General features: G+C 71.8%; 13 protein-coding genes. 2 read left to right on the forward strand and 11 right to left on the reverse strand.

What is annotated here, in order from left to right:
- Positions 1–4 precede the first annotated feature (4 nt).
- The 5 genes from FB558_RS28935 to FB558_RS44835 form a co-directional block, all read right to left on the reverse strand.
- Positions 5–727 carry an FAD-dependent oxidoreductase gene (locus FB558_RS28935; RefSeq protein ID WP_211366898.1) on the reverse strand — a complete coding sequence of 241 codons (723 nt, stop codon included), beginning with the start codon at positions 725–727 and terminating at the stop codon, positions 5–7.
- Entirely contained in the window at positions 684–1,364 is a 681-nt protein-coding gene (locus FB558_RS44090; protein WP_211366899.1) for an NsdA family TPR-like regulatory protein, read from the reverse strand. Before FB558_RS44090 ends, FB558_RS28935 begins: the two co-directional genes overlap by 44 nt.
- A gap of 35 nt (positions 1,365–1,399) precedes the next feature.
- Positions 1,400–1,669 (reverse strand): carph-isopro domain-containing protein, encoded by a 270-nt coding sequence (locus tag FB558_RS45810; RefSeq protein WP_425468088.1) that lies wholly within the window; start codon positions 1,667–1,669, stop codon positions 1,400–1,402.
- A gap of 435 nt (positions 1,670–2,104) precedes the next feature.
- Positions 2,105–2,986 (reverse strand): HNH endonuclease signature motif containing protein, encoded by an 882-nt coding sequence (locus FB558_RS28945; RefSeq protein ID WP_246106852.1) that lies wholly within the window; start codon positions 2,984–2,986, stop codon positions 2,105–2,107.
- Positions 2,892–3,554 (reverse strand): DUF222 domain-containing protein, encoded by a 663-nt coding sequence (locus FB558_RS44835; protein WP_246106806.1) that lies wholly within the window; start codon positions 3,552–3,554, stop codon positions 2,892–2,894. Before FB558_RS44835 ends, FB558_RS28945 begins: the two co-directional genes overlap by 95 nt.
- Before the next feature lie 376 nt (positions 3,555–3,930).
- Between FB558_RS44835 and FB558_RS28955 the strand changes: the two genes are divergently transcribed.
- Positions 3,931–4,233, forward strand: coding sequence for an antibiotic biosynthesis monooxygenase family protein (locus FB558_RS28955; RefSeq protein ID WP_142058689.1), 303 nt, complete (start codon positions 3,931–3,933; stop codon positions 4,231–4,233).
- On the opposite strand, the gene FB558_RS28960 is transcribed toward FB558_RS28955, so the two are convergent.
- The 6 genes from FB558_RS28960 to FB558_RS28985 are packed head-to-tail and all read right to left on the reverse strand — an operon-like array spanning position 4,211 to position 11,344.
- Complete coding sequence (locus FB558_RS28960; RefSeq protein WP_142058691.1) at positions 4,211–5,179, reverse strand: LLM class flavin-dependent oxidoreductase; 969 nt, start codon at positions 5,177–5,179, stop codon at positions 4,211–4,213. The two genes, FB558_RS28955 and FB558_RS28960, sit on opposite strands and share 23 nt — an antisense overlap.
- An 11-nt stretch (positions 5,180–5,190) precedes the next feature.
- On the reverse strand, positions 5,191–6,768 hold the full coding sequence (locus FB558_RS28965; RefSeq protein WP_142058693.1) for an AMP-binding protein: 1,578 nt from the start codon (positions 6,766–6,768) through the stop codon (positions 5,191–5,193).
- Positions 6,769–6,817: 49 nt separating this feature from the next.
- Entirely contained in the window at positions 6,818–7,513 is a 696-nt protein-coding gene (locus tag FB558_RS28970) for an ABC transporter ATP-binding protein (protein WP_142058695.1), read from the reverse strand.
- Positions 7,500–9,260 carry a branched-chain amino acid ABC transporter ATP-binding protein/permease gene (locus tag FB558_RS28975; RefSeq protein ID WP_142058697.1) on the reverse strand — a complete coding sequence of 587 codons (1,761 nt, stop codon included), beginning with the start codon at positions 9,258–9,260 and terminating at the stop codon, positions 7,500–7,502. The genes FB558_RS28970 and FB558_RS28975 overlap by 14 nt, the downstream gene beginning before the upstream one ends.
- Before the next feature lie 13 nt (positions 9,261–9,273).
- Positions 9,274–10,158 (reverse strand): branched-chain amino acid ABC transporter permease, encoded by an 885-nt coding sequence (locus tag FB558_RS28980; RefSeq protein WP_142058699.1) that lies wholly within the window; start codon positions 10,156–10,158, stop codon positions 9,274–9,276.
- A 10-nt stretch (positions 10,159–10,168) separates the two neighbouring features.
- Positions 10,169–11,344, reverse strand: coding sequence for an ABC transporter substrate-binding protein (locus FB558_RS28985; protein WP_170231572.1), 1,176 nt, complete (start codon positions 11,342–11,344; stop codon positions 10,169–10,171).
- A 224-nt stretch (positions 11,345–11,568) separates the two neighbouring features.
- On the opposite strand from FB558_RS28985, the gene FB558_RS28990 reads away from it, so the two are divergent.
- The gene (locus tag FB558_RS28990) at positions 11,569–12,366 is read left to right on the forward strand and encodes an IclR family transcriptional regulator (protein ID WP_142058704.1); all 798 of its coding nucleotides are present in this window, start codon (positions 11,569–11,571) and stop codon (positions 12,364–12,366) included.
- Positions 12,367–12,369: the final 3 nt, after the last annotated feature.

Consider the following 12,369-nt stretch of genomic DNA (forward strand, 5'->3'; position numbering starts at 1 on the left):
AGGCTCAGATCGAGACGCCGCGTTCGACAAGCTCCGCCACGGAGGCAGCACATCCCCACGACAGGCTGACTCCGGCGCCTCCGTGGCCGTAGTTGTGAACGATCACCGCGCCTGCCGGTCCAAGCTCTGCGGTGAGGCGTATCGCGCTTCGCGTCGGTCGGAGCCCCACGCGGACCTCAAGGACCTCCACGTCCTTCAGGCGTGGCTCGACACGCGAACAGCGCTCGAGGATCTTAGTCGTGGCGACGGGATCCGGGTATCGGCTCCAGACATGGGGGTCTGCAGTTCCGCCAAACACGACGCGGTCTCCGTGCGGATAAATCGCGATGAGATCCAAGGAATCGCCGGTGTCGACCTCTACAAAGTCAGTCAGACCCGGGTTTCTGACCACAACGTGCTGGCCTCGGATCGGAAATACTTCCCTGTCGTCAACCAGTGCCCGCGCGCCGAGACCGGTACAATTGATGATCACCGGCGCTAGCCGTGAGGCATCGCCGAAGGAATCGACTCGCCCAATCGTGATATCGCCGCCGGCCAACTCGAGGCGGCGCGCGAGGTAGGCGAGATGCGTCGGCATGTCAATCAGCGGCACCGTGTAATGATGACCATTCCGATACCCAGGAGGCAATTCGTCAGGAGCGCATCGGCGGACGTCAGGAATGAGCGCGAACCAGTCGGGCGGATCATGATCGGAATTTGAAACGTCGATCCCTGTGGCAAGGCGCACGCCGGTTCCCGACTCTCCGGCAAGGCCAGTAAGGATGTCCTTCCCCACAGCTTGCCGCCTGGAACGACAGGTCGGCGAGCACATGCGCAGCCATCGCTCGATATCCGGCAGCACCCGCGGCACGGAGGGCGGTGAAGAGGTAGCGCTGCGCGAGCCCGTGTTGACCGGCGTCCAACGCCATCCAGCCGGCGAGCTGGCCGAGTTCGGCAAGGCAAGCATGTAGTCGAGCCTCCACCTTGGCTGCGTGCCTCCGTTGCTGCAACACGACGGCAACGGCGCGGAACTGCGTACCCACGTAGGTCAGGTGCGCGCTGCCGCCTTGGGCGTCATCGAGGCGCTGAAGGTGCGGAATACTCTGTTCGATCTGCTCGAGAAGCGGATTCCCGAAGTGGCCACCCGCGATAGCCAACCCCATCCGATCGAACTTGTCGGGGTCACAGCCCCCACCCACAGCGGTCGCCAATGCAGCACCGGTGACGGCCAGGAACCGTCGTCGATCCACAAGTCCGGAGCGTACCCAGTCTTCCAGGATCGCGCGCATTCCGATTGGCGACGAGGGAGACCCGAGGCCGGCATCGGCATGGATGATCATGGGCGACTCAGCCGCGCGCCCCTGCCAGAGTTCTTCGACGGTCACCGTGCGACCGAGTTCGCGACCTAGGACGTTCGCCACTAGGCAGGAATCGGCGGTCGAGGCAGGCCGCCGCTGTCGCGCCAATGGTAGGGCGCGCTCTCGGCGACGGTGCCGGCCCCGTGGAGACGGTTGACCTTGCGTGCGAGAGCCCGCGGCGACCAACCGAGCTCTGTCAACAGCTCGGCCAGTACCTGGTTCCCATGCCTACGGACGCGGTGAACTTGGACGCGCACGACAACACACGAAACCACGGGCTGCCAACGTCGATGGGAGGGATGGGGGTTTGAGCGACTGCATGCCGGATTCACGATCCTCCACGGACCCTCCGAGAGGCTGCAGCTGTGTGCAGTCCCTCCATGCTGAAACGACCGAGAAGAACGAGCGGCCTGACCCGATCGAGGAAGCCGTGCGCTTCATCAGCGCGCAGGTCGGTGGTCCCGCTCGACTCCTTGCTGTGCACCACCGCCTGCAGGACGGCTCCTGCGCCGGTTGCAACACCCGCACACCGATCCGCTGGCCATGTACGGTCGCCGCGATCGCGACGTCGGCCGGCGGGCGTGGAAGCTGAATCGCGCGGGGTGCGCGCGGCGTCGGTTGCCTGCGAGATCGCCAACCCGTCCGGCGTCGGCGCAGGTGCCGGTGGCCTTCGGGCAGTCACGGTGCCCACCCACCTCGCGACCTCCGACCCGTGATCAGCGCTCGGGTCCTGTCCGGGCACCTGACTGCGTTCAGCTGAACGCGGATCAGGCCGCGGCCCGGGTCCGGCGTGGGAGCAGGGCGTCCAGGATGGGCTCGGGGTCGAGGCGCTCGCCGAACCAGTTCGGGGTCAGCGTGGTGCGCTCGATCCGCAGCTGGGCCCGGGTGTGCATCTCGATCAGACTCTCGGCGTTGCCGGTCAACGGTGTCGGGGCGGTGGGGATCAGGGAGCCGTCCGGGCGCCGGAACTGCCACCGGTCGGGCAGCCGGTGGATGCGGTAGCCGTGGTCATGGATGACGCCGTGATGGTAGGAGCAGACAAGAACCAGGTTGTCGATGTCGGTGCGCCCACCAGCCCACCACGGTGTCGCGTGGTGGGCGTGGAGGTGGCGGGTGTGGCTGCAGCCGGGGAACTGACAGCGCGCCCCGTCCCGCACGGTCAGCGCCGCGATCTGGGACGGCGTCGCCAGCCGGCGGGAACGCCCCAGGTAGAGCCGGTTGCCCGCGCGGTCGTCGAGCAGGGCTTGGACGCGGGCATCACAGGCGAGCCGCTCGGCGGTGGAGGCGGGGAGTTCTGGTCCGTCGGCGAGGCGGGCGGTGCCGGTGGTGGCGTCGAGGTGCACGATCACCTGGGCCTGCCCGCGCTCCACCACCACATCGTCAGGGCCGCGGGTGATCAGGGCGTGGAGGGCGTCGGCGCGCCGGGCCGCTACCCGGTCTACCGCCGGGCCCGGTTCCTGCTCGAGCGCCCGCTGCTCCAGGTCCGGCGGCGAGGCTGCCGGGGAAGCCGTGGCAGGCGAAGCCGTGGCGGTGGCCGGCGCGGGGATGGCCAGGTCAGGGGTGGTCGCGGCGGGGGGCGTCATCTGTGCCTCGATCGCGGCGATCGGGGCGGCACCGGCGTCGGGAGTGAACCGGCCCCGCAGGACCAGCGACCCGTCGGCGTCCCAATGCCAAGACACGCCCCGCCGGGCCGCGGTGTCGGCGGGTGGGGTGTGGCTGGCGGCGCACCGCCGCGACGACGGTCTCGACGTGGCTGGCGGTACCGGACAGCGCCAGGTTCAGCAGCACCTGCTCCGCAGTCTCCGGATCCGCGACAGTCAGGTGGCGCAGGTCGGGGTCGCCTGCCGCGATCGCCGCAGCGATCCTGGTGAGCGCGGCGGTGTCGGTGCCGGTGACCCGGGTCAACGCCCGCACCTTGGAGTAGGAGATCCGCCCCGCGGCGAATGCCTCGGTGATACGGGGCAGGCGTGGCAGGGCGTGGGCGACCCGGAGGTGGTCGGTGGCGGTGCGCAGGCTCATCCCGGCCCGCCAGGACAACCAATGCGCACAGGAACGGATCCCGGGCCCGGCCCATCCGTTGCGGTCGTCGAACTCGGCCAACACTTTCAGGAACTGGCACAGCGCAGCCGTGATGTGCGCGGCCAGACTGAGCAGTTCCGTTTCCAGATCGCGGATGCTCCTGGCTTCGAGCGGGATGGGGAGCGCAAGAACCGACACCGGGCACCTCCAGGCGGTGTGAACTGGTGTTCTCCCGTTCAGGATGGCATCGGGGTCTGACAATTCCCGGGCCTCGACCGCGTTCCGCGGAACGCAACCCGTGCAGGTGCTGACACTGCGACGGTGGGTCGTGCTCGCATGATCGGTGTGAGTCGCACGCAGGATTCTTTCCGTCGCGCTGATGTACTTCTCGTGGCCGGGTTCGCCTCCGTGATCATGAGACCGTCGGCGTTCCGCGCTCACGTCTCGCTCACCGCGCACAGGCCGAAACTCCCGCCGGTCCGCGCCACCGGCGCGGCGGTAGCGCGAGTGGGAGCCCGCAACCGGTGGTAACCACGGGTTCGGAACTCAGCGCTCCTCGAAGGACGTGGTGCGGATGATGACGGTGGTCACGCAGGTCAGCCTCAAGCAGGGGCGGGAGCCCGAGTGGGACGCGGCGATGCGGGAGCGGTTGTCGACCGCGCAGGACCGCCCGGGCTGGGTCGGCGGGCAGCTGCTCATCCCGCTCGACGGGCACAACAGGCGGACGATCATCGGCACCTGGCAGAGCCGCGCGGACTGGGAGTCCTGGCACGAGGACGCCACCTTCGCCGAGACCCGCCGCCGGATGGACGGGCTGCAGGAGGGCCGCAGCGAGATGACCTGGTACGAGGTGGTCAGCGAAGGGCGAGCGGGCTGATCACCTCGTCGACCAGCGCGGTCAGGCAGTCGGCCACCGCCTCCCGGGGCGGGACGCCGATGTGGACGCGCATGACGATCTCGTCGACGCCCCACCGCTGCACGTCCTCGTGCACCCGGCGCAGCACCTCGGCGGTGTCGCCGACGTAGGCGTACCGGAGCAGGCGCTCGATGTGCATCGCGCCCGCGGCGTGCAGCTGGCCGTGCGCGCGGTAGAGGTCCATCTCCGGCCCGAACGTGTCGGCGAACAGGGCGCCCGCCTCGGCGGCCGCGTCCGTGCCGGGACCGCGCACCCACACCGACTTGATCAGGACCAGCCGGGGAGCCGTCCCGGCCTCGGCGCACTCGGCGCGGTAGCGCTCGACGAGCCCGGAGAGCTGGCGGTCGTTGAACCCGATCGCGAACGCGTCGGCGTACCGGGCCGCGCGGCGCACGGCCGGTGCGCTCGTGCCGCCGACCCACAGCGGCGGCGCGGGCTCCTGCGCCGGTGGCGGCACGTAGGTCTCCCCCGCCCGCCCGTGCGGCCAGTCCTCGCGGTAGAGCCGCAGGAACTCCTCCAGCGCGGCGCCGCGACCGGTCATCGGACGCTCGTGCACAGCGAAGTAGTCCGGGTGGAAGCCGGCCCCGACCCCGCAGATCAACCGGCCGCCGGAGAGGTGGTCGATCACCGCGAGCCGTTCCAGCAGCGCGACCGGCGGGTACAGCGGCGGCTGCAGCACGTACGTGCCGAGCCGCACGTGCGACGTGGCCGCCGCCAGCGCCGCGAGCTGTTCCAGCGGGGCGGGCGAGAGGCAGTCGGTGCGCGCGTGCCGCTCGGCGACGACCACGTGCGCGACCGGCGCGCGGTCGACCATCCGCGCGCACTCCAGGAACCACGCGTGGTACCCGGACAGCTCGCGGCGGCTCGGCGCGGGCCTGCCGACCGCCCCGGCGTTGGTGTCGAGCATGATCCCGACCTTCACCGGGCCCCCAGCTGAAGCGCCCGGTCCCGCAGCCGGAACCGCTGGATCTTCCGGCCGTTGGCGCCCTCGACGGTCGGCCAGTCGGTGACCAGGTGCAGCGCGGACGGGACCTTGTACCCGGCCAGGTCGCGTCGGCAGTGCTCGACCAGGTCGTCCGGGCCTGCGGTGGCGTGCGGGCGCAGCTGCACGAACGCGACCGCGGCGTCGCCGCCGTCCGGGGCCGGCACGCCGACCACCTGCGCGAGCGAAACGTCGGGGTGCCGTTGCAGGTGCTGCTCGATCTCCCCGGGGTCGGTGAGGAAGCCGCGCAGCCGCAGCGAGTCCTTCATCCGCGAGAGGTAGACGAACGCGCCGTCGTCGCGGGTGTGGCCCAGGTCCCCGCTGCGGTACCAGCCGTCGGCGAGGAACGCCGCCGCGCTCGCCTCCGGGTTGCCGAGGTAGCCCGCGGCGACGTTGTAGCCGCGGAACTGCAGCTCGCCCGGCTCGCCGTGGGGCCGGACGGCGCCGGTGCCGGGGTCGGTGGCACGGACCTCGATGTCGCCCACCGGGAAGCCGCCGCCCGGGCTGCGCGCCTCCGCGTCCCAGTCCCGCGGCCAGCGTGCGACCAGGGCGAACAGCTCGCTGGCCCCGTAGACGCCGGTGATCCGCGCGCCCGCGGTGTCCTCCACCTCGCGCACGAGTGCCGCCCCGCCACCGGAGAAGGCCGCGAACGCCCCCTCGCGCCAGGTGCTCAGGTCCAGGCCGCGGTCCCGGGCGACGGCGAGCACGTCGCGCAGCATGTTGTCGGCCGCGTGGAAGTGCGTGACGCCGTGCCGGGCGATCGCCTCGGCCGACTCCGCGGCGTCGAACGCGGCCGGCAGCAGCGTGGTGGCACCGGACGCGAGGGCCGAGAGCGCCGCGTTGAAGCCGAACACCCCGCACAGCGGCAGGGCGCAGAGCGAGACCTCGCCGGGCGCCATGTCGAAGGCGACGACGTCGTTGCGGGCGTGCGTGACGATCGCGACCTGCCGGTGCACCGCGAGCTTCGGCACGCCGGTGGACCCCGAGGTGGCGAACACGGCGGCGGCGTCCTCCGGCCGCGCGTCGTCGGTGAGCCGCGGCGGGTGGTCGATCAGCTCGTTCCACGACAACGCGCCGTCCGGGGCATCGCCATGACCGACGGCCACCGGCACGAGGTCCGTCGCGAGCCCGGCCTTCGCGCGCGCCTCCGCCAGGATCCCGGCGAAGTCGATCCGCCGGTACCCGGCGGTCAGGACCAGCACCGACGCGCCCGACACGCGCAGGATGTCGGCGAGCTCCTGCGCCCGGAACCGCGTGTTGACGGCCACGACGACCGCCCCGAGCCGCGCGACCGCGAACTGGACGGCGAGCCACTCGGGCAGGTTCGGCAGCCACACCGCCACGCGGTCGCCGCGGCCCACACCGAGGGCCGACAGGCCCGTGGCCGCCCGCCGGGCCAGTTCGTCGAGCGCGGCGAACGTCGTCACCCGCCCCGTCGCCGGGTCCAGGAGCGCGGGCCGGTCACCCCGCCGCTCGACCAGCTCCGCGAGCAGCCCCGTCAGCGTGTCGCGCACCCCACTCCCTCCACTCGGTCGGAATGTTCGCTCCGCAAGCTCCGCTCGGTCAGAACAGGTCCCACCACTGCGACCGCCGCCGCAGCGCGGCCGCGTCCTCCTCCGCCGCGATCCGCCCGGCGCGCAGGACGTAGACGCGGTCGGCGATGCGCAGCGCCTGGTCGACGTTCTGCTCCACCATCAGCACGGACAGGCCGCGCTCAACGACCAGCCGCCCCACCAGGCCCATGACCTGCTCCACGAGCACCGGCGCCAGCCCGAGGGACGGCTCGTCGAGCAGCAGCAGCCGGGCCTGCGACATCAGCGCCATCCCGAGGCTGAGCATCCGCCGCTCGCCGCCGCTCATCGTCCCGGCGCGCTGGGTGCGCCGCTCCGCCAGTACCGGCAGCAGCGCGAACACGTCGCGGCGGATCCCCGCGGCCGCATCCGCGGGTGTCGTGAACGCGGCGACCTGCAGGTTCTCCTCCACGGTCAGGTCCCGGAACACGAAGTCGTCCTCGAGCACCATGCACAGCCCGCGGCGCACGTTCGCGGCGCTGGAGGAGTTCGTGATCGGACGGCCCAGGAAGGAGACGGTGCCGCCCCACACCGGCAGCAGGCCCATCGCCGCCTTCAGCGTGGTGGTCTTGCCCGCCCCGTTGTGCCCGACGAGCGTGACGACCTCGCCCTCACCCACCGACAGCGAGACGTCGAAGACCGCCTCGCGCGCGCCGTAGCCGGTGCGCAGCCGGTCAATCGACAGCATTCTCGCCCTCCTGCCGGCGGTGGGTCGTGCCGAAGTAGATGCTCGTGAGGTGCTCGTCGGCCATCAGCTCGTCCGGGGAGCCCTCGGCCACGATCCGCCCGGCGTCCATGAAGTAGGCGTGGCTCGCGAGCGCCCGCACGATCTGCAGGTTGTGCTCGACCACGCAGACGGTCCGCCCGTCCGCCGCGACCTCCCGCACCAGCCGCAGGATCTCCTCGACCCACTGCCGGTCGACGCCCGACGCGGGCTCGTCCAGCAGCAGCACGTCGGCCTCCGTCGCCAGGAGCCGGGCCATGGCCAGCAGCTTCTGCTCGGCGAAGGCCAGCGAGGACGCGAGCTGGTCGGCGCGCCCGGCGAGCCCGACGAACTCCAGGTACCCCATCGCGCGGGCGGTCGTCTCCGCGCGCGTCCGCACCGTGGCGGCAGGACGGGTGAACAGCGAGACCGCCGTCTCGCCCGGCTGGCCGGGGATCGCGACGGCGACGTTGTCGATCACGCGCAGCCCGCCGAACACCCGCACGTCCTGGAACGAGCGCGCCAGTCCGAGCCCGGAACGCCGCCAGGACGGAAGTGCGGTGATGTCCCGGCCGTGCAGCTCGACCCGACCCGAGTCGAGCGGGACCGCCCCGGTGAGCAGGTTGAACAGCGTCGTCTTCCCGGCCCCGTTGGGCCCGACGAGCGCGGTGATCTCGCCGCGGGGCAGCGCGACCGAGAGCCCGTCGGCCGGGCGCACGCCACCGAAGCTCTTGTGCAGGTCGGTGGCCACGAGAACCGGGCCGTCCCCGCCGTCGGCCGGTTCGGGCGTGCGGGGGCGGGTCGTGGCGGGCGCGGGGCGCCGACCCGCGGGCCCGGCGCGCCGCACCCACGCCGGCAGCGGGATCCGGGCGTGCTCCGGGACCAGCCCCTGCGGCCGGTAGATCATGAACAGCACGAGCAGCAGACCGTAGGCGAACCGCTGGACCAGCCCGGCGACCTGGTTGTCCAGCTCGAACAGCAGCAGCAGCTGCGGAACGCCGACGAGGATGAACGCGCCGAGGACCGTACCGAGCAGGTTGCCCGCGCCGCCGAGCACGATCACCGCGATCAGGAAGATCGACTGGTCGAGCGAGAAGCTGATCGGGCTGACGAACGCCAGGTAGTGCGCGTACGCCGAGCCCGCCAGCCCGGCCAGCACGCCGGCCAGCAGGAACACCGTCACCTTGTACGCGGTGACGTTCTTGCCGATGCTCACCGTCGCGGTCTCGTCCTCGCGCACCGCGCGTAGCACCCGGCCGTAGGGCGAGTGCCCGATCCACAGCGCCAGCCCGAGCCCGAGCACGAAGATGATCAGCACGAACGGCATCAGGTCGGCGGGCGAGGGGAACCGGCCCCCGCCGAACGTCTCCGGCCGCGGGATGCCGGAGACGCCGCCGCTGCCGCCGGTGACCGCGGTCCATGACGTGTAGACCCCGACGAGCACGAACTGCACGGCCAACGTGAGCAGGATCAGGTACTCGCCGCGGACCCGCAGCGCGGGCCACGCGAGCAGCGTGTACCCGGCAGCCGTGACGACGACCGACAGGAGCACCGTGAGCGGGAACGGCAGGCCGCCCGCCGTCGCGGTGATCGCGGTCGTGTAGGCCGCCACCCCGTAGATCGCGCCCTGCGCCATGCTGAGCAGGCCGGTGTAGCCGATCAGGAGGTTCAGCGAGAACCCGAGCACGGAGACGATGAGCGCCGAGTTGACGATGTCGAGGTAGAAGTCCACCGCGCCGCCCGCCTCAGACGGCCCGGCGGGCCAGCAGCCCGCGCGGTCGCACGACCAGCACGGCGAACAGGATCACGAACGCGACGATGCTCGTGAGGTAGCCGGGCAGCACGATCCCGCCGAGGCTCGTGGCCATGCCGAGCAGCAGCCCGCCGACGACGGCCCCGGGGATGCTGCCGATCCCACCGATGAACACCGCGATGAAGCCGGACAGCAGCGGTGCCACGCCCATCCCGGGCGTCGCGGTGTCCCGGGCGGCGAACAGCACCCCGCCGACCCCGGCCAGCAGCGACCCGAGGAAGAACACCAGCTCGTAGATCAGGATGCGGCTCACCCCGAACGCGTCGGCCAGCACGGCGTTGCTCTCCACGGCGCGCACGGCGAGCCCGTACTTGCTGAAGTGCAGGAACGCGGCGACCGCCAGCACGGCGCCCCAGCTGATCACCGCGATGAGGATCTGCAGCCACCCGGTCGCCAGCGCACCGAACTGCACGCCGCCCGTCGGGGCGCCGGGAAGCGGCCGCGAGTTGGGACCGAACGCGAACTGCACGACCGCCTCACCGGCGATGAGGACGCCCAGCGCGGCGAGGAACACGTTCAGCGAGCTCGCACCGCGGCGCCGCAGCGGCCGGTAGACCACCAGGTCGGTGGCCACGCCGAAACACCCGGCCACCACCCCGCCCACGACGATCGCGGCCCAGAACGCCACGCCGGCCTCGGCGACGAGCACACCGGCGTACGCGCCGACCGTGAACGTCAGCGCGTGCGCGAAGTGGAAGGTGCGCGTGGTGGAGAAGATGATCCCGAAGCTCACCGCCAGCATCGCGTAGAAGCTGCCGACCAGCAGGCCGTCGAAGGCGAGTTGGGGCGCCGCACCGAAGTTCGCCGCGAGATCCATCGCCGTCCCGTCAGCCGCCGGCCGGGACGATCCGGCCGTCGTCGAACGACGCGATCGGCGTGATCCGCCCCGCTCCGTCGGCCGCGAAGACCGCCGCGGGCTTCTCCACCGTGCCGTCGGGGTTGAACGTCATGGTCTCGCCGTAGACGGTGCCGAACTCGTGGCCCTGCGCGACGGCGGCGGCCATCTGGTCGGCGAGCACCCCGGGCTGGGTCGGGTCCTGCCCGGCCCGGGTCGCCATCGCGATCAGGTCCGGCAGCACGAACCGCAGCAGGTCGTAGTAGTTCGCGGCGTAGAACTCCGGGGCGACGCCGAAGCGCTGCTGGTACTCCTGCGCGAACGCCGCCCCCTCCGGGTCGGACGCGGCCGGGTCGAAGCGGTCGATGATGGCGACGTAGCCCTCCATCGCGGCGCCCGCGACCGCCGCGGCGTCGGGCGTCCACTCGTTCCCGATGATCGGCACCATCATCCCGAGCCGGCGCGCCTGCTGGATGATGTACCCGACGTCGTTGCCGTAGGAGCCGATCACCAGCAGGTCCGGGTCGGCCGACCGGATCCGCGCGAGCTGCGTGGCGTAGTCGGTGGCCCCGACCTCGTGCGGCTCCTCGGCCACCACCTGGCAGCCCGCCGTCCGGCAGCCCTCCTTCACCGCCTCGTTGTCCGACGTCCCCGCCGCGTCGTTCCAGAAGATCGTGGCGACGCGCTGCGCACCGCTCTGCTGGGCGGTCCAGGAGACGAGCGAGGGCAGCAGCTGCTTGCCGAGCATCCGGTTGTTGTAGAGGTTCGCCACGCCGACGAGGTCGTCGCCGACACCGCCGCCGTTGAGCAGCAGGACGCCCTGGTCCACCGCCATCGGCTGGACGGCGACGGTCGGTGCCGTGAACGACGACAGCAGCACGGTGGCCCCGTCGACGTTGAGCAGCTTGCGGGCGGCCGACACGGCCGCGTCGACGTTGCCGCTGCGGTGGTCCTCCACCTGCAGCTCGAAGGTGTGGCCCTCGGCGCCGCCGCCGGCGTTGACCTGGTCGACGGCGACCTGCGAGCCCTTGCTCATCACGTCGCCGTAGAACGAACCCTCGCCGGTCATGGCGAACAGCGCACCGACCTGCAGCGGTTCCGCTCCGCCACCGGTGCCACCGCCGTCACCGCACCCCGCCAGGACGAGGGCGACCGCGGCACCCGCCACCGCCCACCGTGTCCGAGAAGCCCTTCGAGACATCATCGTCAGCCGGCCTCCTGCGCACGCGACCCCGGTGTCGCCGATGACGCTTTCCCCCGCCCGGCCGCACTGTCAACCTGCCGTTTCACCGGTGAAATGGCGCGCGCTCCTGTGCCCGGCCGTCGTTGACATCCGCGCGGTGCGGTGGGGATGGTGCAGGTCGGTCTCACATACAGCATGGAGTTTCAGATATGGAACACCTGCGCTATCGATCGCCGGCCGCGGACCTCGCGGCCCGCACCCTCAAGCTGCTGAGCCGGTACCGGACGAGCTGCCTCACGCTCGCGGAGATCGCCGCGGAGCTGCAGGTGCCGAAGACCAGCTGCCTCCGGGTCCTGCGCACCCTGCAGGCCCACGGCCTGCTCGGCTACGACGAGGCCGGGCAGCGCTACTCCCTCGGCGAGTACGCGGTGGTCATCGGGTCCCGGGCCGCGGAAGGGCTCGATCCCCTGACGCGGGTGCGCCCCCTCCTCGCCGCCGCGTCCCGGGCCACCGGGCTCACCGCCGCGTTCGTGCAACGCGTCGCCGGGGACCGGATGATGTACGTCGCGAAGCACGAGCACCCGGGCGGCGGCGGGGTGAGCGTGTCGGTCGGGAACCGGTTCCCGGTCACCTCGGTCTCCTACGGCAAATGGGTCATGGCCTTCGCGCACGACGAGGAGCGCGAGCGGCTGCTGGCCGCCGGTCTCCCGCGGATCACCGCGGCCACGACGACCGAACGAGCGCAGTACCTGCGGCAGGTCGACGCGTTGCGCGTCGGGGAGATCCTGGAGTCGCGGGCCGAGTACGTCCACGGGATCTACGCGGTGTCCTGCGCGCTCGTCGACGCGCGGCACGAGCTGGCCGGCGTGCTGGTCGTCCTCGGGGTGCTCGCGGAGCTCGACGACGACCGCAGGCGGGCGGTCTGCGCGGTCATGCGGGAGATCGCCACCCGCTGCACGGCCCAGCAGTGCGCCGCCGCAACCGCGCCCGATCGCAAGGCGGGATGAGGC

This window comes from Pseudonocardia kunmingensis, assembly GCF_006716445.1.
GTDB classification, from domain to species: Bacteria; Actinomycetota; Actinomycetes; order Mycobacteriales; family Pseudonocardiaceae; genus Pseudonocardia; species Pseudonocardia kunmingensis.

Excerpts from the sequence above, each read along its gene's own strand:
- FB558_RS28955 (WP_142058689.1), top strand. The coding sequence starts at position 3,931 with ATGATGACGGTGGTCACGCAGGTCAGCCTCAAGCAGGGGCGGGAGCCC.
- FB558_RS28960 (WP_142058691.1), bottom strand. The coding sequence starts at position 5,179 with ATGCTCGACACCAACGCCGGGGCGGTCGGCAGGCCCGCGCCGAGCCGC.
- FB558_RS28970 (WP_142058695.1), bottom strand. The coding sequence starts at position 7,513 with ATGCTGTCGATTGACCGGCTGCGCACCGGCTACGGCGCGCGCGAGGCG.
- FB558_RS28980 (WP_142058699.1), bottom strand. The coding sequence starts at position 10,158 with ATGGATCTCGCGGCGAACTTCGGTGCGGCGCCCCAACTCGCCTTCGAC.
- FB558_RS28990 (WP_142058704.1), top strand. The coding sequence starts at position 11,569 with ATGGAACACCTGCGCTATCGATCGCCGGCCGCGGACCTCGCGGCCCGC.